The 20992-nt window shown below is 67.9% G+C and carries 18 protein-coding genes and 1 pseudogene; 8 read left to right on the forward strand and 11 right to left on the reverse strand.

The window, feature by feature from the left end:
* Positions 1-5: 5 nt before the first annotated feature.
* From AC0Z2B_RS24865 to pilG, 10 genes and pseudogenes are all read right to left on the reverse strand, one after another.
* A pseudogene (locus AC0Z2B_RS24865) lies at positions 6-741 on the reverse strand (biotin-independent malonate decarboxylase subunit beta); the annotation flags it as partial.
* Positions 734-1033, reverse strand: coding sequence for a malonate decarboxylase subunit delta (locus tag AC0Z2B_RS24870; RefSeq protein ID WP_416427328.1), 300 nt, complete (start codon positions 1031-1033; stop codon positions 734-736). The gene AC0Z2B_RS24870 and the pseudogene AC0Z2B_RS24865, both read right to left, overlap by 8 nt.
* On the reverse strand, positions 1033-1905 hold the full coding sequence (locus AC0Z2B_RS24875) for a triphosphoribosyl-dephospho-CoA synthase (RefSeq protein WP_476300138.1): 873 nt from the start codon (positions 1903-1905) through the stop codon (positions 1033-1035). Before AC0Z2B_RS24875 ends, AC0Z2B_RS24870 begins: the two co-directional genes overlap by 1 nt.
* Positions 1905-3581, reverse strand: coding sequence for a malonate decarboxylase subunit alpha (gene mdcA, locus AC0Z2B_RS24880; protein ID WP_476300140.1), 1677 nt, complete (start codon positions 3579-3581; stop codon positions 1905-1907). Before mdcA ends, AC0Z2B_RS24875 begins: the two co-directional genes overlap by 1 nt.
* Before the next feature lie 208 nt (positions 3582-3789).
* Positions 3790-4245, reverse strand: coding sequence for a chemotaxis protein CheW (locus tag AC0Z2B_RS24885; RefSeq protein WP_476300142.1), 456 nt, complete (start codon positions 4243-4245; stop codon positions 3790-3792).
* The gene (locus tag AC0Z2B_RS24890) at positions 4238-10066 is read right to left on the reverse strand and encodes a hybrid sensor histidine kinase/response regulator (protein ID WP_476300144.1); all 5829 of its coding nucleotides are present in this window, start codon (positions 10064-10066) and stop codon (positions 4238-4240) included. Before AC0Z2B_RS24890 ends, AC0Z2B_RS24885 begins: the two co-directional genes overlap by 8 nt.
* A gap of 26 nt (positions 10067-10092) precedes the next feature.
* Entirely contained in the window at positions 10093-12144 is a 2052-nt protein-coding gene (locus tag AC0Z2B_RS24895) for a methyl-accepting chemotaxis protein (RefSeq protein ID WP_476300146.1), read from the reverse strand.
* Between the two features lie 30 nt (positions 12145-12174).
* Entirely contained in the window at positions 12175-12708 is a 534-nt protein-coding gene (locus tag AC0Z2B_RS24900; protein ID WP_416427335.1) for a chemotaxis protein CheW, read from the reverse strand.
* 9 nt (positions 12709-12717) lie between these two features.
* On the reverse strand, positions 12718-13083 hold the full coding sequence (pilH, locus tag AC0Z2B_RS24905; RefSeq protein ID WP_416427336.1) for a twitching motility response regulator PilH: 366 nt from the start codon (positions 13081-13083) through the stop codon (positions 12718-12720).
* Positions 13084-13103: 20 nt separating this feature from the next.
* Positions 13104-13502 carry a twitching motility response regulator PilG gene (gene pilG / locus AC0Z2B_RS24910; protein WP_476300149.1) on the reverse strand — a complete coding sequence of 133 codons (399 nt, stop codon included), beginning with the start codon at positions 13500-13502 and terminating at the stop codon, positions 13104-13106.
* A gap of 186 nt (positions 13503-13688) precedes the next feature.
* Here pilG and gshB point away from each other — a divergent pair, with 186 nt between their 5' ends.
* The 7 genes from gshB to AC0Z2B_RS24945 all read left to right on the forward strand — a co-directional run bounded on the left by gshB (position 13689) and on the right by AC0Z2B_RS24945 (position 19585).
* A complete protein-coding gene (gene gshB / locus AC0Z2B_RS24915; RefSeq protein ID WP_416427338.1) occupies positions 13689-14642 on the forward strand; it encodes a glutathione synthase in 954 nt (317 codons plus the stop codon).
* Between the two features lie 111 nt (positions 14643-14753).
* Positions 14754-15659, forward strand: coding sequence for an energy transducer TonB (locus AC0Z2B_RS24920; RefSeq protein ID WP_416427339.1), 906 nt, complete (start codon positions 14754-14756; stop codon positions 15657-15659).
* A gap of 65 nt (positions 15660-15724) precedes the next feature.
* Positions 15725-16294: a YqgE/AlgH family protein gene (locus AC0Z2B_RS24925; RefSeq protein ID WP_416427489.1), complete on the forward strand. Its 570-nt coding sequence runs from the start codon at positions 15725-15727 to the stop codon at positions 16292-16294.
* Positions 16294-16734, forward strand: a complete 441-nt coding sequence (gene ruvX / locus AC0Z2B_RS24930) for a Holliday junction resolvase RuvX (RefSeq protein WP_416427340.1) — start codon at positions 16294-16296, stop codon at positions 16732-16734. Before AC0Z2B_RS24925 ends, ruvX begins: the two co-directional genes overlap by 1 nt.
* A gap of 54 nt (positions 16735-16788) precedes the next feature.
* Positions 16789-17301 carry a bifunctional pyr operon transcriptional regulator/uracil phosphoribosyltransferase PyrR gene (gene pyrR / locus AC0Z2B_RS24935; RefSeq protein WP_476300151.1) on the forward strand — a complete coding sequence of 171 codons (513 nt, stop codon included), beginning with the start codon at positions 16789-16791 and terminating at the stop codon, positions 17299-17301.
* 11 nt (positions 17302-17312) lie between these two features.
* The gene (locus AC0Z2B_RS24940) at positions 17313-18317 is read left to right on the forward strand and encodes an aspartate carbamoyltransferase catalytic subunit (RefSeq protein ID WP_473006913.1); all 1005 of its coding nucleotides are present in this window, start codon (positions 17313-17315) and stop codon (positions 18315-18317) included.
* Positions 18314-19585, forward strand: a complete 1272-nt coding sequence (locus tag AC0Z2B_RS24945) for a dihydroorotase (protein WP_476300153.1) — start codon at positions 18314-18316, stop codon at positions 19583-19585. The genes AC0Z2B_RS24940 and AC0Z2B_RS24945 overlap by 4 nt, the downstream gene beginning before the upstream one ends.
* A 51-nt stretch (positions 19586-19636) precedes the next feature.
* On the opposite strand, the gene AC0Z2B_RS24950 is transcribed toward AC0Z2B_RS24945, so the two are convergent.
* Positions 19637-20056: an NINE protein gene (locus AC0Z2B_RS24950; RefSeq protein WP_416427344.1), complete on the reverse strand. Its 420-nt coding sequence runs from the start codon at positions 20054-20056 to the stop codon at positions 19637-19639.
* A 249-nt stretch (positions 20057-20305) separates the two neighbouring features.
* Between AC0Z2B_RS24950 and AC0Z2B_RS24955 the strand changes: the two genes are divergently transcribed.
* Positions 20306-20992 carry a C40 family peptidase gene (locus AC0Z2B_RS24955; RefSeq protein WP_416427345.1) on the forward strand — a complete coding sequence of 229 codons (687 nt, stop codon included), beginning with the start codon at positions 20306-20308 and terminating at the stop codon, positions 20990-20992.

Here is a 20992-nt window from a genome sequence, read left to right on the forward strand (position 1 = left end):
CTGCGTCGGCACGCCTTGGGCCAGGCAGTCCACCACGCTGGCCTGGATCTGGGCCACGTCGTCACGCACGTAGGCATCCGCCAGCCCCTGGTCGAAGCGCTTCTCGCCACCGCACAGGCTCCAGATAAAGGGCCGGTCGCGCGAATCGTATTCGCCGATGCCGGCTTCCTGCTCGATCACCTGCGGGCCGTTGAGCCCCAGGCGCGCCTCGCGCGTCACGATCAAATGGCTGCACAGCCCGGCAGCGATGGACATGCCGCCGAAGCAGCCGACGCTGCCGGCAATCACGCCGATCACCGGCTGGTACTGGCGCAGGTCGACAATGGCGGCATGGATATCGGCAATCGCCGCCAGGCCAAGGTTGGCTTCCTGCAGGCGCACGCCACCGGTTTCCAGCAGCAGGATGGCAGCCGTGGCAATGCCCTTGCGGTTGCCGGCGGCGGCCAGCTCCAGCGCCCCGGCGATCTTGGCACCGCTGACCTCGCCCAGGCTGCCGCCCTGGAACGCGCCTTCGATGGCGGCCAGCACCACCGGGCGGCCGTTGACCGTGCCCCTGGCGATGACCGCACCGTCGTCGGCCTGGGGCACCACGCCCTGGCGCGCCAGCCAGGGCGACATGACGCGCTGGAAGGGGTCGATCAGCTCGTGGAAGCTACCCTCGTCCAGCAAGGCCCTGGCCCGCTGGCGGGCGCCGAGTTCGATGAAGCTGTGCTGTTGCAGCAGGCGCGTGGTGTCAGTCATGGCCGATCTCCTCCAGGGCCTGTTCCAGGCGCAGGCGGACCACCCCGGGGGTGGCGCCGAAATCATTGATGTCGATGCGCAGGGCCGGCAGCGCCTGGCCGCTGAACAGCCGTGCGAACAGGTGTTCCCAGCGCTGCGCTGCGCCGTTGACCGAGGTCACCACCTGGATCGCCAGGGTGCCCGCGGTGCCCGGCTCCAGCAGCACTTCCAGGTCGCCCGAGCCCACGCAACCCACCAGGGCGCGGCCACGGGCCGGTTGCCCGGCGGGGAATTCGAAGTTCAGGGTTTCCATCAGGCAAGGCTCCGTGAATGCTCGCCACGTTTCAGGCGATCGATGAACAGGCAGGCGGCCAGCAGGTCGGCGGCGCCACCGGGCGAGGCGTTGAGGGCCAGCAGTTGCTGGTCCAGTGCATGCAGGCGCCGGCGGCCCGCCAGGGTGGCGCTGCCACCGGCCGCCAGCACGGCTAGCGCGCCTTGCTGCATGGCCGCAAGCCCCTCGGGGCCGGCGCGGTACAGCACGCAGGTATCGGCCAGGGTGGCCATGATTGCCAGCAGCGCGTCCAAACGCGCGTTCTGCTCGCCATGCCCGGCCAGGCGGCTGGCGCGCAACTGCGGCAGGCCGTGCTGGATGACCGTGGGGAACCCGGCCTGGGCTTCGGCGCGGGCACCGCCGGCGCCATAGCGCTGTTGTACCACCCGGCCGTGGCTCAGGGGTTGCGGCGCCAGGCGGTCCGGCAGGCGCGCCAGGGCGCCGGCGCGCTCGGCCACCGCGGCCGCCGCAAGGTTGGCCGGTGCCAGCGCTGCGGCAGCCACCAGCAGGCCCAGGGCCCAGATGGCGCCACGGTGAGTGTTCACCCCCGCCGTGGTGCGCAGCATGTCGGCCTCGCCCTCGCGGCCGTGGCGCCCCAGGGCTTCGCGCAGGGGCAGGTCAATGTGACCGCCGAGCATCGCCGCCTCGGCCATGGCCTGGAACGCCGGCCACAGGGCCAGCGCCGAGGCGTGCATCAGGCCCAGGTGCAGGTCGTCATGGGCGCCGCTGCCACGCCGGTCCACCAAGGCAGGCTTGGGCGACAGGTCGGCTTCGTCGATCAGCGCGTCCACCGCCAGGTCGGCCAGCCGCTCGGCCAGGGTCGGTGCGTTCGGTTGAGCTATGAGCGCATGCATCACCAGCTCCTGAATTTCGCAGGGGGGTTGTAGAGGCCGCCGGACCATTCCACCAGGTCGGCGATGCTCTTGGCCGCCAGCCATTCACGGGTGGCGTCGGTGCGGCGGATGCCCAGGTCCTCGGGCAGCGCGATCAGCCCTTCGCGGCGCATGCGCGCGGTGTCGGCCGGGTTGTGACGCAGGCCGATGGCGGTCACCCCGGCCACGGCTGCGATCATCGCCTGGCGCTCTTCCAGCGAGCGCGCCTTGTACAGGTAGGCGATGCCCTCTTCGGTGAGCAGGTGGGTGACGTCGTCGCCGTAGATCATGATCGGCGCCAGGGCCATGCCGGTCTTCTTCGCCACGTCCACTGCGTCCAGGGTCTCGACGAAGGTCGGTTTGCCGCCCTCCTGGAACGTCTCGACCATCTGCACCACCAGCTTCTGCCCGCGCTCCAGCAAGGTGGCGTTGGCATCGGCGCCAGGGCGGCGCATGTCCAGCCACGCCGGCGTACCGTGACGGCGGCCGCGCGGGTCGTGGCCCATGTTCGGCGCGCCGCCGAAGCCGGCCAGGCGCCCGCGGGTGACCGTGGAGGAATGGCCGTCGCCGTCCACCTGCAGGGTGGCGCCGATGAACAGGTCCACGGCGTACTGGCCGGCCAGCTGGCAGAACATGCGGTTGGAGCGCATGGAACCGTCGCGGCCGGTGAAGAACACGTCTGGCCGGGCGGCGATGTAGTTCTCCATGCCCAGCTCGGTGCCGAAGCAGTGCACGCTCTGCACCCAGCCGCTTTCGATGGCCGGGATCAGCGTGGGGTGCGGGTTGAGGGTCCAGTTGCGGCAGATCTTGCCCTTCAGGCCCAGGGACTCGCCGTAGGTGGGCAGGATCAGTTCGATGGCGGCAGTGTTGAAGCCGATGCCGTGGTTCAGCGACTGCACGTTGTGTTTTTCGTAGATGCCGCGGATCGCCATCATCGCCATCAGCACGTGCACCGGCTTGATGTGCCGGGGGTCGCGGGTGAACAGCGGCTCGATGTAGAACGGCCGGTCGGCCACCACCACGAAATCCACCCAGCTGGCCGGGATGTCCACGCGCGGCAGGTCGCTGACGTCGTCCACCAGTTGGTTGACCTGGACGATGACGATGCCGTCGCTGAAGGCCGCCGGCTCGATCAGCGCCGGGCTGTCCTCGGTGCTGGCGCCGGTGTAGATGTTGCCCTGGCGGTCGGCCATGAAGCCGGCCGAGAGCACCACGTTGGGGATCAGGTCCACCACCAGCCGCGAGTAGAGTTCGATGTAGGTATGGATGGCGCCGATTTCCAGCAGGCCGTCTTCCAGCAGCTGGCTGATGCGCAGGCTCTGGGTGCCGGCGAAGGAGAAGTCGAGCTTGCGGGCGATGCCCTTTTCGAACAGGTCCAGGTGCTCGGGGCGGCCGACGCTGGGCATGATCATGTGCAGGTCATGCAGCTTGCCGGGGTCGGCCTGGGCCAGGGAGCGCGAGAGAAAATCCGCCTGCTTCTGGTTGTTGCCTTCCAGCACCACCCGGTCGCCAGGCATCAGCAGCGCTTCCAGCGCGGCGACGATGCCATCGGTGGGCAGCACCACGCCGTCGGCCCGGGCGCTTACCTGCGCCAGGCGCCGCTGCTTCTCGCTGCGCCGCCGCGACCACTGTGGCTCGGGGGTATTTGTGATTGTCATGGGGCCTCCACGGCGGGAATGTCGTGGGTAGACCTTAGGCGCGTGGGGCGGGGGCATCAATCAAGCACTCGGCGGGATTGTTACCTTGAGGTTAATGGTGGTGGGTGGAGCGACACCTGTAGCAGCGGCCGCCAGGCCGCGTCCGCAAACGCCGCGCAGGGTCAGGCGTATCGCGTGGCGCCGGACGCCGCCTGCGGCAGCTGCTACGTCAGGATGTTGCGTCCAGGAGGCGTTCGATGCCGATCAGGTCGGGCACCTTGGCGACTTGTTCGCCGACCTGCACCGCCGCCACTTCCAGGGGCGCCAGCGGCACGTCGACGTAACTCAGCTGGCTGTCGAGCCGGCACGAACGCGGCACGCCCTGTACCAGCAGGCCGATGAAGCGCAGCGGGCTGCCCCCCACCGCGTTGAGCACCACGATGCGCGCCTGCGGGCCCACCACCGGCGCCGCGCCGCAGGCGGCTTCGAAGCTCACCAGCGGCAGCACCTGGTTGCGCCAGGTGATGTGCCCCAGGTGCCAGGTCGGGCGGTCGGGGGCCGGCTGGCCGAACTGGTAGCCGATCAGTTCGGCCACCGCCACGTTGGGCAGCACCAGGGTGCGGTCCGCCAGCGGCAGCAGCAGCGCGGTGAGGGTGGTGCGGCGGCCGATGGCACGGTCAAGCATGGCTGCGGCTCCATTGGGCGATGCTGTCGAGCAGCACCGATTCCTGGTACGGCTTGCCCAGGTAATCGTTGACGCCGATGGCCATGGCCCGCTCGCGGTGCTTCTGGCCGGTGCGCGAGGTGATCATGATGATCGGCAGGTCTTTCAGGCGCGGGTCATGGCGGATCTGCGTGGCCACCTCGAAGCCGTCCATGCGCGGCATCTCGATGTCCAGCAGCAGCACGTCAGGCACGTGTTCCTGCAGCAGGGCCATGGCATCGACGCCGTCCTTGGCCGTCAGCACGGTCATGCCGTGGCGCTCCAGCAGGCGGCTGGTGACCTTGCGCACGGTGACCGAGTCGTCCACCACCATCACCAGCGGTGGCCGGCTGCTGGCAGGCTCGGCCACGGGCAGCAGCGGCTGCACGCTGGCCGGTTGCGCTTGCGACTGGCGCGCATGGGCGGCGCGCACCTGGGCCAGCAGGTCGAGAATCAGCACCACGCGCCCGTCGCCCAGGATGGTGGCGCCGGACAGGCCCTGCACCGCCGCGAACTGCGGCCCCAGGTTCTTCACCACGATTTCCCGGGAACCGGCCAGGGCATCCACCTGCACGGCCATCTGGTGGTCGTGGCCATGGATCAGCAGCACCGGCAGCGGTGCGGTCTGGCCCAGCAGGTTGGGCCGCGGCGTGTTGTACAGCAGGTCGCCCAGGTAGCGCAGGTCGTAGCTCTGGCCGCCATAGTGATACCGCGGCGGATCCAGGTGGTAATACTCTTCAAGCTCGGCAGGCATCACCCGCACGATGCCTTCCAGGCCATTGAGCGGCAGCGCGTAGACCTCCTCGGCGCACTGCACCATCAGCGCGCGGTTCACCGACACGCTGAACGGCAGGCGGATCTGGAACCGCGCGCCCTGCCCCGCCCGCGAATCGATGATCATCGAGCCGCCCAGCTGCTTGACCTCCTCGTGCACCACGTCCATGCCCAGGCCGCGCCCGGAAATCTGCGTGACCTTGGCTGCCGTGGAGAACCCCGGCTCGAGGATGAACTGCAGCACCTCATGGTCGCTGATGTCGCTGTCGGCGCTGATCAGCCCACGCTTGACGGCCTTGGCCCGCACCGCGTCCAGCGGCACGCCGGCGCCGTCGTCGCTGAGTTCGATGACGATGTCGCCGCCCTCGTGCAGCAGGTTCAGGCTGATACGCCCGCGTGCCGGCTTGCCCTTGGCCAGGCGCACTTCGGCCGGCTCCAGGCCGTGGTCGACGGCGTTGCGCAGCATGTGCTCCAACGGCGCCAGCATGCGTTCCAGCACGCTGCGGTCCATCTCGCCCTCGGCGTTGCCGACGTCGAACTCGACCTCCTTGCCCAGCTCGCCCGCCACCTGCCGCACCAACCGTTGCAAGCGTGGCAGCATGCGTTCGAACGGCACCATGCGCGTGCGCATCAGGCCTTCCTGCAGCTCGGTGTTCACCCGCGCCTGCAACTGCAGCAGCTTGTGCGCGTCCTGGTTGCGGGCGGCCAGGGTTTCCTGCAGGTCGAGCAGGTCGGAGGCCGACTCGAACAGCGCCCGCGACAGCTGCTGCAGCTGCGAATGGCGGTCCATTTCCAGCGGGTCGAAGTCTTCGTAGCCCTGGCGCTCGCTGTCGGCGTGCTGGCGGCTGAGGATGCGGCCTTGGGTCTCGGTGTCCAGGCGGCGCAGCTGCTCGCGCATGCGCTCGATGGTGGTTTCCATTTCGCCCAGGGCCACCTGCGCGTCGTTGACCTGCTGTTCGATGCGGCCGCGGAAAATCGAGGTCTCGCCGGCCAGGTTGCCCAGGTCTTCAAGCAGCTCGGCGGCCACCTTGACCATGTCGCCCGGTGCACGCTCCTGCAATGCCGCGGGCGGCTCGGGCAGCAGCACCGCGCGCTCGGGCTGCGGCGTGGCCGGCACCGGGCTGACGAAACCGCGGATGGCGGCGATCAGCGTCGGGTCGGCGTTGACCGGCTGGTGCCGGCGCAGGGCGTCGAGCATGTTGCCCAGGCGGTCATGGCCGTTCTGCAGCAGGCTGAACAACGGCGGGCTGGGCGCCAGCACGCCGGCAGACAGGTTTTCGTAGAGGAATTCCAGCTCGTGGGCCAGGTCGCCGATGGGCGCGATCTCGACCATGCGCGCGCCGCCCTTGAGGGTGTGCAGGTCACGCAGCAGGTTCTCGATTTCCAGCGTGTTGCGTGGCTCGGCCTGCCAGCGCTGCAAGGCGGCGCCAGAGCTTTCGACGATGTCGAAGCCCTCTTCGAGGAACACTTCCAGCAGTTCGTTATCACCCGCGCCGGCCGCAGCCTGGTTGCTCTCCTCTGGCTCGGGCACGGCACCGTGGCGGCTTGCGGCCAGGGCCTGCACCAGGTCTTCAGCGCTGCTGGCAGCCTGGCCGCGGCGCAGTTGCTCGAGCATGGCCGCCAGCTGTTCGTGGCTGTCGAGCAGCAGCGTGGCCTGGGCTTCGCTGAAGGCCAGGCGGCGCTTGCCCAGGGCCTCGTAGTGCAACTCCAACTGCTGCGCCAGCTCGTCGATGGCCGCCACGTCGGCCATGCGCGCCGCGCCCTTGAGGGTGTGCAGGTCGCCTTGCAGCGAGGTCAGCGGCGCCAGGTTGTCGGGGTCGGCCAGCCAGCGCTGCAGGGCCTGGTCGGCGCTCTCGAGCAGGTCGGCGCCTTCGTCGAGGAAGAACGCCAGCACGCTGTCATCGGCATGGCTGGCATGCGCCGGCAGTTCAGTGATGCCGTCCGCGCCCACGCGTCCCATGGCGCCGGGGGCCAGGCCCTGCTCCACCAGCGCGTGCAGTGCGCGGATGCGCTCCGGCTGGGGCGTCACGGCCTGGCCGGCGGCCACCTGGTCGAGCATGTCGATCAGGCCGTCATGGGCGCGCTCGGCTTCGTCGAAGAACGCCGCGTTGACGTTGACGCTGCTTTCCTCCGCCGCGCCGTACAGGTCCAGCAGCGCTTCGCACAGCTCGTCCACGTCGGGCAGGTCGGCCCACTGCGCGCCCTCGCCCAGCCGCGTCAGCTCGTCCAGCAGGCGCTCCAGCTCGTTGCGGTCGTTGGGCTGCTGGCGCCAGCGGCGCAGCAGGGTCTCGGTGTCGTAGAGAATGTCCATGGCCTGGCCCAGGAACGCCTGGGTGGCCTGTGGATCGCGCCGCGCCCGGGGCGCATCGCCCAGGGGCGCCAGGCGCTGTTCCAGGTGCGCGCTGGCCTCGGCGGCCAGCGCTGCGGCACCGGGAATGGGGGCCAGCGGCGTGCTGGCCAGCTGGGCCAGCCCGGCGTGCCAACAGCTTACGGCGCGACCGAGCAGGTCCAGCTCCAGGGCGTCCAGGTCCAGCTGGTGTGCCTTGTATTCGCGGGTCAGGGCATCGAGCGGCGTGGCCAGCTCGGCCATGGGCAGCACGCCGGCCATGTAGGCGCTGCCTTTGAGGGTGTGCAGGGCGCGTTGCAGGGGGTCGTCCACGGCCAGCGGCTGGCCGCCGGCGACCGCGAGGAAGCGCTCGACGGTGGCCAGGTGGCCCAGGGCTTCGCTGCGGAAGATGTCCAGCAGCTGCGGGTCCAACTCGGTTTCATCGGCCTTGGCGCCGGCCAGGGCATGGGCCTGGCCCGCCAGCAGGTCGACCTCGTCGCACTGGCGCTGGCGGTGGCTGGCGAAGTCGGCCGCCAGGCGTGGCAGCAGCGCCTGGGCCTGTTCAAGCAATTGCTGCACCTGGGCTGTGTCGCGGACGCTGTCGTCGAGCACGCGGTTGAGCAGGTTTTCGCAGGCCCAGGCCAGCTCGCCCAGCACCAGCGCGCGGACCATGCGGCCGCTGCCCTTGAGCGTATGGAAGGCCCGGCGCAGTTCGGCCAGCGCGCGGCGGTCGGCATGGTCGGCGGCCCAGCGCGGCAGGTATTCGCGCAGCACCTGCAAGACCTCGTCGGTCTCTTCCAGGAACACTTCGCGCAGCTCATCGTCCACCGGTGGCTCGTCGGCAGGCGGCGGCAGCAGGCTGCCGGGGGCCGACTGCGCCGGCGGGTTGAACGCGGGCACGGGGCTGGCCAGCACCTGGGCCAGCGACTGCGCCACCTGGGGGCTGGCCAGCGGCTGCAGGTCGCGCAGCACCAGGGCCTCGGTGGGGCTCAGCACTTCTTCCAGCACCGGCACGTCCAACGCCGTGGGCAAGTAGCCCAGCGCGGCCAGGCCCTCCTCGGCCACGTCGAGCACGCGTTCGCCCGGCGCCTGGGGGTCGTTGCTCAGGCGCTCCAGGTAATACTCGATGGCGCTCAGGGCATCGGCCAGGTTGTCCATCTGCCGGGCGCCGGGTTGCTGCGGGTCGGCCAGCAGGTGCGCCTTGATGTAGTCGTTGCAGGTCTCCAGCAGCGCCGCGGCGCGCACCAGCGGGATCATCGCCAGGGCGCCGCGCACCTGGGTGAGCAGCGCCGGCAGGGGTTGCAGGCGCTCACGGTCGCGGCCCGACTCCAGGTATTCGCTGATCATGTCCTTGGCCTGCTGCAGGCCGAAGCGCGCTTCCTTGATCACTAGTTGGTGGATCTGGGTCAGGTCGGTGCTGGGCAGGTGGCTGTCGTCGGCGCGGCTTGGCTCGTCAGGGCCGACCATGCCCACCAGGGTCGATTCCACGTACAGCAGCGCCCCGGCCACGTCCATCAGCACCGAATCACTGGGCTCGCGCAGGCCTTGGGCCAGGCCGTGGATCACTGCCATCTGGTCGAGGATGACCTTGCGCGGCTGGCCGAAGCCCAGCACCGCCAGGGTGTCGGTGACCTGGCGCAGCGACGGCACCAGGCCATCCAGCGCCGAGACCTGCTGGCGGTCGCCACGCACGAAGTGGTCGAGCTGTTCCTTGACCCGCACCAGCTCCTCGCACAGGGCGCTGACCACCGAACGCAAGGCGTCGGGGTCGGGCACCACCAGTTGCGCCTGCTCCTGGGCCAGGGAGCGCCCCGGCAAGGGCGGCTCGCCCAGTTCATAGGCCTCGCGCAGCACCTGCAGGCGCGGCGACTGGCCGCGGGCGGTGGCCACGTAGAACAGCAGGCCCTTGAGCAGTTGCGCCGGCGCGGCCTGGTTGATGCCGACCACGCCCTCTTCCAGCAGGCGCTTGAGCTCGCGGTCGCACTCCTTGAACAGGCTGTTCAGCGCCGGGCTGGGCAACACGCTGCCGTGCTGCAAACCCTCCACCAGCGCCGCCGCCACCTGCCACAGCGGGCTGAGCGGCGCGCCGTGGCACAGGTTTTCCAGGCGGTCGAACACCCGCGCCATCTGCCCCAGGTGCAAGGCTACTTCCGGCTCGCGCACCAGGCCCACCAGGGCCTGCTGCAGGCTCTGGCGCAGCTTGCGCAGCAGTTCGGGCCACTCCGGGCTGTCGAGTTGGGCCAACTGGTTCACGTCCAGGGCTTCGGGGGTGGGCAGGTCAACGCCGAACAGGCTGTTTTCCGCCAACGGCGCCGCACCACGTGCGCCGCGCAAATCATTGATCAAGGGCAATACCACCAGAGGCAGGTCGCGCCGGGCCAGGTGCACCTGGTCCAGGTAAAGAGGTAATTGGGTGAAGGCCAGCAGCAGCCATTTCACGGCTTCGGCCTGCTGGGTGACGCGGCCGTGGGCCAGGGCCCGGCCCAGGTGTTCGATTTCCTCGGCGAACAGGGCCGCGCCGTAGAATTCGACCATCTGCAGGCTGCCGTGCACCTGGTGCAGGTAGCCCAGGCAGCGGCCCATGGCCTCGCCGGCGTGGGGTTCGGCGATAAAGGTTTCCAGGGCCGCGCGAGCCTGCGCGAGGGTCTCGGCGATTTCACCGCGGACCCACTCCAGCGCTACGTAATCGTGGCGGTCAGCCATGGCGCATCCCCTGGTGGTGCCTCAACTCAGCCCGGCTCCCTGGCCTTGGGCAAGGTAAAACCCGACACCGAGCGGCGCATCTCGCTGGCCATGTGGGCCAGGTTGCCGATGCTCTCGGCGGTGGTGGTGGTGCCGGACGAGGTCTGTTCGGTGATCTGCTGGATTACCGACATGGTATGGGAAATCTGCCCGGCCGAGCTGGTCTGCTGCTGCGCGGCGGCGGAAATGGTCTGGATCAACGCCGCCAGGTCCTCGGATACGCCTTCGATTTCCTCAAGCGCCACCCCGGCGTCGTGGGCCAGGCGCGCACCGCGCACCACCTCGAAGGTAGTCTGCTCCATGGAGATGACGGCTTCGTTGGTGTCGGCCTGGATGGCGCGCACCAGCATCTCGATCTGGCGGGTGGCCGACGACGAGCGCTCGGCCAGGCGCTGCACCTCGTCGGCCACCACGGCAAAGCCGCGCCCGGCCTCGCCGGCCATGGACGCCTGGATGGCAGCGTTGAGGGCGAGGATGTTGGTCTGGTCGGCGATGTCGTCGATCAGGCTGACAATGTCGCCGATTTCCTGGGAAGACTCGCCCAGGCGCTTGATACGCTTGGACGTGTCCTGGATTTGCTCGCGAATGTTGTCCATGCCGCGGATGGTGTTGTGCACCACCTCGCTGCCCTTGCTGGCGATGGTCACCGAGCGCTCGGCCACCTTGGCCGACTCCCAGGCGTTGGTGGACACCCGGTCGATGGACTCGGCCATGTCGCTGATGGCCATGGACGCCTCGCTGATCTGTTGCGCCTGCATCTCCGAGGCGCGCGCCAACTGGCGGGCACTGGCCTGGGTGTCCTGCACGGCGGCGGCGACTTCCTCGGCGGTGAGGTTGATGGTGGCCACCAGATCGCGCAGCTGGTCGATGGAATAATTGATGGAGTCGGCGATGGTGCCGGTGAAATCCTCGGTCACCGAGGCGGTCACGGTCAGGTCGCCGTCGGCCAGGTCCTCGATCTCGTCCAGCAGGCGCATGATCGCCGCCTGGTTGCGTTCGTTCTTCAGCGCGGTTTCGCGCAGCTGGCGGTTGGTCTCGCGCACCATCACCAGGCCGATGAGGATGATCGAGCCCAGGGCCAGCAGGCCCAGCACGTAGCCGCCGACGGTATCCAAGGTGCGGCTGCCGGCCAGGTTCTCGAAGCTGATGGCCAGGTGCGAGGCCTCGTCCAGCAGGGTCTGGGACAGGCCGAAGATGGTGGTGGAGGCCTCGCGCACCTGGAACAGCTGCGGCGAGGTCTCGAGGATTTCGTCCACGGAGCCGGAGACGAACTCGAACAGCTCGGCAATTTCCTTGAGCCGCGCGCGGGCGTCGCGGTCCTGCACCTGGCTGATCTGGATGCTCGGGTCGCCGTCGAGCATGCCGCGCAGCACCTGGCCGAAGCGGTTGGCGTCGCGGCCGAAGGACTCGGCGGCCGCCGCAGCCGTCTCGTCACCCGAGAGCACGGTGTTCACCGAGCCCAGGATACGCTCGGCCAGCAGCGACTGGCGCTGGGCCACGGCCACCTGGCTGGCGGGAGCGCCGCGCTGCAGGAGGATTTCCACCACCTTTTCGTATTCCACCTGCAGCTGCGGCACCGTCTCGCCGAGGGTGGCAGCCACCTGGTGCAGCGACAGCACCGTCTGCTCGCTGGCGAGGATGGCGTCGGTGTTCTTGCGCAGGCTTTCCCAGTCGCGCTGCACCAGGCGCATGTCCTGGTGCACGGCGGCCGGCGCCGGCGGCAGGCCGGTGCTGGTGTCACCGGACTTGAGCAGGCTCCAGCGGCGGTCGAAGTCGTTGCGCGCCTCGGCCAGCAGCTTGAACGCCTGGGGCTTGCCGGACGCGGCTTCGGTGGCGTTCTTGGCGATGTTCTGCGACAGCACCCGCAGTTCGCCGGCATTACCGATGTACTGCTTGTCGTAGTTGGACTGGGTGTTGAGGTAGGCGAAGTTGGCGAACAGCAGCATGATCGAGACGATCAGGGCGACGAACAGCCCCGCGATCTGCGCGCTGCTGCGCGAGCGCTGTGCCGGTTTGCCAGTGGTGTTTGCCTTGTTCATGGTCAGGCCCCCGCCTGTACTGGGAGCATATCAAAGAGCCACGTTCATGAACCCGGGCAGGTGGGCCAGCGCGAACGGGCTGAACACGTGCCACAGCTGGTCGCGCTGGAAGTGGCCCTGCACGAAGGCCGCCATGCCCGCCGGCAGGTCGCCGGCCACCGACAGGTCGAGGCTGTGCAGCGGAAAATGCTGCAGGCCGCCCACCTCGTCCACCAGCAGCCCGGCAATCCATTCGTCACGGTCGATCACCAACACCCGCCGGTGCTTGTGCACGGCCAGGGGCTCGTGGCCCAGCAGGCCGCTCAGGTCCAGCACCGGCAACAGCCGCCCACGCACGTTGGCCACGCCCAGCAGCCAGGGCTTCACCCCCGGCACGCGGCTCAGGCGCGGCTCGTGCAGCACTTCGGCCACCTCGCCCATGGGCGCCACGTACCAGTGGCTGCCCAGGCGGAAACCGATGCCGCTCCAGGTCTGCAGGTGGTTTTCCTGGGACGGCAGCTGCGCCGCCAGCTGCCGGCAGCGCTGGTCGATGTCCAGCAACAGTTCGAAGGCGGTCTGCGCCATGGCCGGCTATCAGCCCGCCAGCACGGCGTTCAGGGTCTTGATCAGGGTTTCTTCTTCCACCGGCTTGGTCAGGTAGTCCTTGGCGCCCTGGCGGGTGCCCCAGACCTTGTCGGTCTCCTGGTCCTTGGTGGTGATGATGATCACCTTGATGTGCGCGGTTTCGGCGTCCTTGTGCAACTGACGGGTGGCCTGGAAGCCGTTGAGGCCAGGCATGACGATGTCCATCAGCACCGCATCGGGCTTTTCCTGGCGGGCCAGGGCCACGCCATCGGCGCCGTTCTCGGCCTTGAGCACTTCATGACCGTGCTTCTCGAGCATGCTGGTCAGTTTGTACATTTCGGTCGGCGAGTCGTCGACGATCAGAATACGAGCCATGGTGTTCCCCATTTCATTGATTAGTGCGCGGCGGCGAAGCCCGGTACGTGCGCCCTGATGGCGCCCAGCAGTTCTTCCTTGCTGAAGGGCTTGGTCAGGAACTGGTCGGAGCCCACGATGCGCCCGCGGGCCTTGTCGAACAGGCCGTCGCGCGACGACAGCATGATCACCGGGGTGGCCTTGAACGCGCTGTTGTTCTTGATCAGCGCACAGGTCTGGTAACCGTCCAGGCGCGGCATCATGATATCGACAAAGATGATACGCGGATGATTGTCGGCGATCTTGGCCAATGCATCGAAGCCGTCGGTGGCCGTGATGACCTCGCAGCCGACGTTTTCGAGCAGCATCTGGGCGGTGCGACGAATCGTCTTGGAGTCGTCGATGACCATGACCTTGAGCGCTGCGTGGTGCTGTTCCATAAGGGTCTGCTTTGGAAGGCTGAAAAACTGGCCGGGAACCGGCTCCCACATCAACAAGCCTTTTTAGCACACTCGCTCGGTGCATTCCATCAAGCGCCCCCTTGACCCGGCGGCCCGTCGGCGCCACCCTGACGCCACTTTTCAAGACCTGTCCACGGCGGCCCAAGCCGCCCAAAGGAGCTTCCCATGAGCGTACGCCTCGGCATTGTCATGGACCCCATCGCCGAAATCTCCTACAAAAAGGACAGCTCGCTGGCCATGCTGCTGGCTGCCCAGGAGCGCGGCTGGACCCTGTTCCACATGGAAATCCAGGACCTCTACCAGGCCAAGGGCCAGGCCCGCGCGCGCATGCGCCCGCTGAAAGTGTTCGCCAACCCCGAGCACTGGTTCGAGTTCGAATCCGAAGTGGACGCGCCGCTGGCCGACCTCGACGTGATCCTGATGCGCAAGGACCCGCCCTTCGACCTGGAGTTCGTCTACAGCACCTACCTGCTGGAACAGGCCGAGAACGACGGCGTGCTGGTGGTGAACAAGCCGCAATCGCTGCGTGACTGCAACGAGAAGATGTTCGCCACGCTGTTCCCGCAGCTGACCCCGCCGACCATGGTCAGCCGCCGCGCCGACATCCTGCGCGAGTTCGCCGCCGAGCACGGCGACGTCATCCTCAAGCCGCTGGACGGCATGGGTGGCACCTCGATCTTCCGGCACCGCCCGGGCGACCCCAACCTGTCGGTGATCCTCGAGACCCTGACCGCCAACGGCACCCAGCAGATCATGGCCCAGCGCTACCTGCCAGCCATCAAGGACGGCGACAAGCGCATCCTGATGATCGACGGCGAGCCGGTGCCCTACTGCCTGGCGCGCATCCCCGCCGCCGGCGAGACCCGTGGCAACCTGGCCGCCGGTGGCCGTGGCGAGGCGCGCCCGCTCAGCGACAAGGACCGCTGGATCGCCGAGCAGGTGGGCCCCACCCTGCGCGCCAAGGGCCTGCTGTTCGTGGGCCTGGACGTGATCGGTGAAAACCTCACCGAGATCAACGTCACCAGCCCTACCTGCATCCGCGAGATCGACGCTGCGTTCGGCACCAACATCGGCGGCCAGCTGATGGATGCCATCGATCGCAAGCTCAAGGCCCGCTGAGCGACAAGCCGGGGGTTTTTCCGCCCAGTGCGTTATGATGCACGCCCTTTTTCAGCTGTGGGGCGTGCGCTGGCGGACTGACCCCCGCGCCGCATGACTGCCGGATACCCGATGACTGCCGTAACCGATCTTCCTGCCAAGTATTCCCGTGCTTCCGTGCGCCCGGCGGACCGGCTCGGCTTCACGCTGTTCGTCGCCGCCCTGCTGCACGTGGCGGTGATCCTGGGTGTGAGCTTCACCATGGTCAAGCCTGCGGAAATCCGCCAGACCCTGGAAATCACCCTGTCCACCTTCAAGGATGCCAAGGCGCCGAAGAAGGCCGACTACCTGGCCCAGGACAACCAGCAAGGCAGCGGCACCCTGGACAAGAAGGCACTGCCCAAGACCACCGAGGTGGCGCCGTTCCAGGACAACGTCATCAACAAGGTCACCCCACCGCCCGTGGCCAAGCCCGAGGTCAAGCCCGAGACCGCGCCGGTGAAAAAGGCCGTGACCACCGTGGCGCCCAAGCCGCAGAAGGTCGACACCCGTCGCGACGCAGTCAAGCAGGAGGCCCAGCCGCAGAAGGCTACCCCCGACTTCGACAGCACCAAGTTGTCCAGCGAGATCTCCAGCCTGGAGGCCGAGCTGGCCCACGAGCAGCAGCTGTATGCCAAGCGCCCGCGCATCCACCGCCTGACGGCCGCCTCGACCATGCATGACAAGGGTGCCTGGTACAAGGACGACTGGCGCAAGAAGGTCGAGCGCATCGGCAACCTCAACTACCCCGAGGAAGCCCGCCGCCAGCAGATCTACGGCAGCCTGCGGCTGATGGTCTCGATCAACAGCGACGGCTCGCTGTACGACGTGATGGTGCTGGAGTCTTCCGGCCAGCCGCTGCTGGACCAGGCCGCCCAGCGCATCGTGCGCCTGGCCGCGCCGTTCGCGCCGTTCACCGGCGACCTGTCGGACGTCGACCGCCTGGAAATCATCCGTACCTGGCGCTTTGCCAAGGGCGATCGTCTTTCCAGCAACTGATTGGCACGAAAACAGTCTTGAAAGTCGGCTTGTCAGCCCGCCTGGGCGGCGCCACACTACAGGCCATGAAGAACGTCGATCCGAGTTACCTCAAGCATCAATTCCTGATCGCCATGCCCCACATGGCGGACCCGAACTTTGCGCAGACCTTGACCTACATCGTCGAGCACACGGCCAATGGCGCCATGGGTCTGGTGGTCAACCGGCCCCAGGAGCTGAACCTGGCCGATATCCTCGAGCAACTGCGCCCGGACGTCGACCCGCCCGCCAGCTGCCAGCACATCCCCATCTACAGTGGCGGCCCGGTGCAGACCGACCGCGGCTTCGTGCTGCACCCCAGCGGCCCGACCTACCAGGCCACCGTGGACCTGGGCGGCATCTCGCTGTCCACCTCCCAGGACGTGCTGTTCGCCATCGCCGACGGCCTGGGGCCCAAGCAGAGCCTGATCACCCTGGGCTACGCCGGCTGGGAAGCCGGGCAGCTGGAGGCCGAACTGGCCGAGAACGCCTGGCTGACCTGCCCGTTCGACGCCGACATCCTGTTCGGCATGGAAAGCGAGCAGCGCCTGAGCGCCGCCGCCGCCCTGCTGGGGGTCAACCTCAGCCTGCTGACCAACCAGGCGGGGCACGCCTGATGGCCCAGGTTCGTCTATTGCTGGGCTTCGACTACGGCACCAAGCAGATCGGCGTCGCCGTGGGCCAGGTCATCACCGGCCAGGCCCGCGAGCTGTGCACCCTCAAGGCCCAGAACGGCGTGCCCGACTGGAACCAGGTGGAAGCCCTGATCAAGGAGTGGAAGCCCGACGCCATTGTCGTCGGCCTGCCCCTGAACATGGACGGCACCCCCAGCGAGATGTGCGAGCGCGCCGAGAAGTTCGCCCGCCGCCTCAACGGCCGCTACAACCTGCCGGTGCACACCCACGACGAGCGCCTGACCACCTTCGAGGCCAAGGGCCAGCGCCGCGACCGTGGCGGCCAGAAAGGCAGCTACCGCGACAACCCGGTGGACGCCATCGCCGCGGCGTTGCTGCTGCAGGGCTGGCTGGAGGAGCACGCCGGCCAGTTCGGTGCCTGAACATCCCCGTTGCACCGCCGGGCGCGCGCCGCCCGGTCTCTCAAGGAGCAAGTCATGAGCCTTCCAAACCCCGCCCAGCTGATCAGCCAGATGGCGGCCGACCTCACGGCGCACCTGGCCCGGCGCAACATCGCCGAGCCGCGCTTCATCGGCATCCGCACCGGCGGTGTGTGGGTGGCCCAGGCCCTGCTGCACGCCCTGGGCAAGGACGCGCCGCTGGGCACCCTCGACGTGTCCTTTTACCGCGACGACTTCAGCCAGAACGGCCTGCACCCGCAAGTGCGCCCTTCGGACCTGCCGTTCGAGATCGAAGGCCAGCACCTGGTGCTGGTGGATGACGTGTTGATGAGCGGCCGCACCGTGCGCGCCGCCCTCAACGAACTGTTCGACTACGGCCGCCCGGCCAGCGTGACCCTGGTCAGCCTGCTGGACCTGGACGCCGGCGAGCTGCCGATTCGCCCCAACGTCGTCGGCGCCACCCTGTCGCTGGCACCGCACCAACGGATCAAACTGACCGGGCCCGCCCCGCTCGCCCTCGAGCGCCAGGACCTCGCCTCCGCCCTTTGAGAGTTCCCGTGATGACGCCTATCGACGCCAAGCGCCCGCTGCAGCTCAACGACCAGGGCCAGCTGCGCCATTTCCTTTCGCTCGACGGCCTGCCCCGCGAGTTGCTGACCGAGATCCTCGACACCGCCGACTCGTTCCTGGAAGTGGGCGCGCGGGCAGTCAAGAAGGTCCCGCTGCTGCGCGGCAAGACCGTGTGCAACGTGTTTTTCGAGAACTCCACGCGCACCCGCACCACGTTCGAGCTGGCGGCCCAGCGGCTGTCGGCGGACGTCATCACCCTGAACGTGTCCACGTCCTCCACCAGCAAGGGCGAGACGCTGTTCGACACCCTGCGCAACCTGGAGGCCATGGCCGCCGACATGTTCGTGGTGCGCCACGCCGATTCCGGCGCCGCGCACTTCATCGCCGAGCACGTGTGCCCGGAGGTGGCGATCATCAACGGCGGCGACGGCCGCCACGCGCACCCCACCCAGGGCATGCTCGACATGCTGACCATCCGCCGGCACAAAGGCGGCTTCGAGCACCTGTCGGTGGCGATCGTCGGCGATATCCTGCATTCGCGGGTGGCACGTTCGAACATGATCGCGCTCAAGGCCCTGGGCTGCCCGGACATCCGCGTGGTGGCGCCCAAGACCCTGCTGCCGGTTGGCGTGGAGCAATACGGGGTCAAGGTGTACACCGACCTGGCCCAGGGCCTCAAGGACGTCGACGTGGTGATCATGCTGCGCCTGCAGCGCGAGCGCATGGCCGGCGGCCTGCTGCCCAGCGAGGGTGAGTTCTACCGCCTGTTCGGCCTGACCACCGCGCGCCTGGCCGGCGCCAAGCCCGATTGCATCGTGATGCACCCCGGGCCGATCAACCGCGGCGTGGAAATAGAATCGGCAGTGGCCGATGGCGCCCACTCGGTCATCCTCAACCAGGTCACCTATGGCATCGCCGTGCGCATGGCCGTGCTGTCCATGGCCATGAGCGGCCAGAATGCCCAGCGTCAACTCGACCAGGAGAACGCCCAGTGAGCCTCAGTATCCTCGGCGCTCGCGTCATCGACCCGGCCACCGGCCTGGACCAGGTCTGCGACCTGCACATCAGCGAAGGCAAGCTGCTGGCCATGGGCGCCGCGCCCGCAGGCTTCGTGCCCAGCCAGGTGCTGCAAGCCCAGGGCCTGATTGCCGCCCCGGGCCTGGTGGACCTGAGCGTGGCCCTGCGCGAGCCGGGCTACAGCCGCAAGGGCACCATCGCCAGCGAAACCCGCGCCGCTGCCGCCGGTGGCGCCACCAGCCTGTGCTGCCCGCCACGCACCAGGCCGGTGCTGGACACCCCGGCGGTGGCCGAACTGATCCTGGACCGCGCCCGCGAGGCCGGCCACACCAAGGTGTTCCCCATCGGCGCCCTGAGCAAGGGCCTGGAAGGCGAACAGCTGGCCGAGCTGGTGGCGTTGCGTGACGCCGGTTGCGTGGCCTTCGGCAACGGCCTGGCAAGCTTCCAGAACACCCGCACCCTGTGCCGGGCGCTGGAATACGCCGCCACCTTCGACCTGACCGTGGTGTTCCACTCCCAGGACCGCGACCTGGCCCAGGGTGGCCTGGCCCACGAAGGCCCCACCGCCAGTTTCCTGGGCCTGGCCGGTATTCCGGAAACCGCCGAGACCGTGGCCCTGGCCCGCGACCTGCTGCTGGTGGAACAGAGCGGCGTGCGCGCGCACTTCAGCCAGCTGACCAGCGCCCGTGGCGTGGAGCTGATTGCCCAGGCCCACGCCCGTGGCCTGCCGGTGACGGCGGATGTGGCGCTGTACCAGCTGATCCTCACCGACGAGGCGCTGATCGACTTCTCCAGCCTGTACCACGTGCAGCCGCCGCTGCGCACCCGCGCCGATCGCGACGCCCTGCGTGAGGGGGTCAGGTCCGGGGTGATCCAGGCCATTTCCAGCCATCACCAGCCCCACGAGCGCGACGCCAAGCTGGCGCCGTTCGGGGCCACCGAGCCGGGCATCAGCAGCGTCGAGCTGCTGCTGCCACTGGCGCTGACCCTGGTGGAAGACGGCCTGCTGGACCTGCCCACCCTGCTGGCACGCCTGAGCAGCGGCCCGGCCGCGGCCCTGCGCCTGCCGGTAGGCGAATTGAAAGTGGGTGGCCCGGCCGACCTGGTGCTGTTCGCCCGCAACGTGTCCACCGTGGCGGGCGAGCGCTGGCTGTCCAAGGGCGACAACTGCCCGTTCATCGGCCATACCCTGCCGGGCGTGGTGCGCTACACCCTGGTGGACGGCCACATCGCCCACAACGGCTGACGCAAATCCCTGTGGCAGCGGCCGCCAGGCCGCGTCCCCAGGCGCCGCTGCTTATCGGTTCTGCGCGTTCTTCAGCGAAATCTGGTCATTCAACGTCCAGAAGTCATACAGCACGCCAATCAGGAAGAACCCGCCCGTGAGCAGGTAGATCAGGCCACTGATCCATTTGCCCTGGTACATGCGATGCACCCCGAACACCCCCAGGAAGGTCAACAGGATCCAGGCCACGCTGTAGTCGGTGGGGCCGGCGAAGAAACGCATGTCCGCCTCGCGGTCCATCCCTGGTATCAGGAACAGGTCGATCAGCCAGCCAATGCCGAACAGGCCGAAGGTAAAGAACCACAACGTGCCGGTGATCGGCTTGCCGTAATAGAAGCGATGCGACCCGGTAAAACCGAAAATCCACAACAGGTAACCCAGCACCACGCTGTGGGTGTCCTGGTACTGGCTGTCTTGCTGATAGCTGTTCATGAGCGGCTTCGTACCCTCTGATAATTAAATTTTCTAAACATTTATGTGACTTTTTTGTCCCGTGCCGACGTGTGGTTGTGTGACCACCGAGTCGAGCAAACCCTTGCCCCGCCTGACTTCCACGCAAAAATTGTGGGAATTTGCCGTAGATTGATCACTTTTCGATCAGGATCACTGCCGACCAGCGGGTTAAAAACTGATCAAAAAGCTGTTATAAAGTTGCGCGCTTACCCACAAGAGCCTTGCCGAATGCGTCCATTTTTGAAGACATGGCTAACCATCTGCCTTTTATTGCCACTGGCCGCCCACGCCACCAATCGTGAGCAACGACTACCCGCCGGCTTCACCGGTCACGCTGCCAAGACCGGCGCAGCAGAACATACATCCACCCCGGTAGAACGTACCGAGGTGCTGGCCAGCAAATCCACCAGCCGCAGCAAGAAGCAGTCGGGGCGCAACCGCCACGGCCGCAACAGCGGCAGCAGCAACAGCCCGGCGGCCAAGGCCGTGGCCCAGATGTCGCCCAAGCAGAGCAGCGAAGTGCTGTCGCGCGCGGTCAACGTCCTGGGTACTCCCTATCGTTGGGGCGGCAGCAGCCCAAGTAAAGGGTTCGATTGCAGCGGGCTGGTGAAATACGCCTTCAACGACGTGCATGCGGTTGACCTGCCGCGCACTTCCAACGCCATGGCCGCCGGCCACGGCCAGAAGGTGGACCAGAAGGACCTGAAGCCGGGCGACCTGCTGTTCTTCAACATCAAGAGCCGCCGGGTCAACCACGTGGCCATCTACCTGGGCAACGATCGCTTCATCCACGCGCCGCGTCGCGGCAAGTCGGTGACCATCGATACCCTGAACAAGCCGTACTGGCAGGAACACTACGTTGTTGCCAAGCGCGTCCTGCCAAAGGACCAGGCCATGCGCGTGGTCCAGCGCTGA

This window comes from Pseudomonas sp. GYB4201, from assembly GCF_056312595.1.

Bases quoted from the DNA above. Each gene is read 5' to 3' on its own strand.
- AC0Z2B_RS24870 (WP_416427328.1), bottom strand. From the start codon at position 1,033: ATGGAAACCCTGAACTTCGAATTCCCCGCCGGGCAACCGGCCCGTGGC.
- AC0Z2B_RS24875 (WP_476300138.1), bottom strand. From the start codon at position 1,905: ATGCATGCGCTCATAGCTCAACCGAACGCACCGACCCTGGCCGAGCGG.
- mdcA (WP_476300140.1), bottom strand. From the start codon at position 3,581: ATGACAATCACAAATACCCCCGAGCCACAGTGGTCGCGGCGGCGCAGC.
- AC0Z2B_RS24885 (WP_476300142.1), bottom strand. From the start codon at position 4,245: ATGCTTGACCGTGCCATCGGCCGCCGCACCACCCTCACCGCGCTGCTG.
- AC0Z2B_RS24890 (WP_476300144.1), bottom strand. From the start codon at position 10,066: ATGGCTGACCGCCACGATTACGTAGCGCTGGAGTGGGTCCGCGGTGAA.
- AC0Z2B_RS24895 (WP_476300146.1), bottom strand. From the start codon at position 12,144: ATGAACAAGGCAAACACCACTGGCAAACCGGCACAGCGCTCGCGCAGC.
- AC0Z2B_RS24900 (WP_416427335.1), bottom strand. From the start codon at position 12,708: ATGGCGCAGACCGCCTTCGAACTGTTGCTGGACATCGACCAGCGCTGC.
- pilH (WP_416427336.1), bottom strand. From the start codon at position 13,083: ATGGCTCGTATTCTGATCGTCGACGACTCGCCGACCGAAATGTACAAA.
- pilG (WP_476300149.1), bottom strand. From the start codon at position 13,502: ATGGAACAGCACCACGCAGCGCTCAAGGTCATGGTCATCGACGACTCC.
- gshB (WP_416427338.1), top strand. From the start codon at position 13,689: ATGAGCGTACGCCTCGGCATTGTCATGGACCCCATCGCCGAAATCTCC.
- AC0Z2B_RS24920 (WP_416427339.1), top strand. From the start codon at position 14,754: ATGACTGCCGTAACCGATCTTCCTGCCAAGTATTCCCGTGCTTCCGTG.
- AC0Z2B_RS24925 (WP_416427489.1), top strand. From the start codon at position 15,725: ATGAAGAACGTCGATCCGAGTTACCTCAAGCATCAATTCCTGATCGCC.
- ruvX (WP_416427340.1), top strand. From the start codon at position 16,294: ATGGCCCAGGTTCGTCTATTGCTGGGCTTCGACTACGGCACCAAGCAG.
- pyrR (WP_476300151.1), top strand. From the start codon at position 16,789: ATGAGCCTTCCAAACCCCGCCCAGCTGATCAGCCAGATGGCGGCCGAC.
- AC0Z2B_RS24940 (WP_473006913.1), top strand. From the start codon at position 17,313: ATGACGCCTATCGACGCCAAGCGCCCGCTGCAGCTCAACGACCAGGGC.
- AC0Z2B_RS24950 (WP_416427344.1), bottom strand. From the start codon at position 20,056: ATGAACAGCTATCAGCAAGACAGCCAGTACCAGGACACCCACAGCGTG.
- AC0Z2B_RS24955 (WP_416427345.1), top strand. From the start codon at position 20,306: ATGCGTCCATTTTTGAAGACATGGCTAACCATCTGCCTTTTATTGCCA.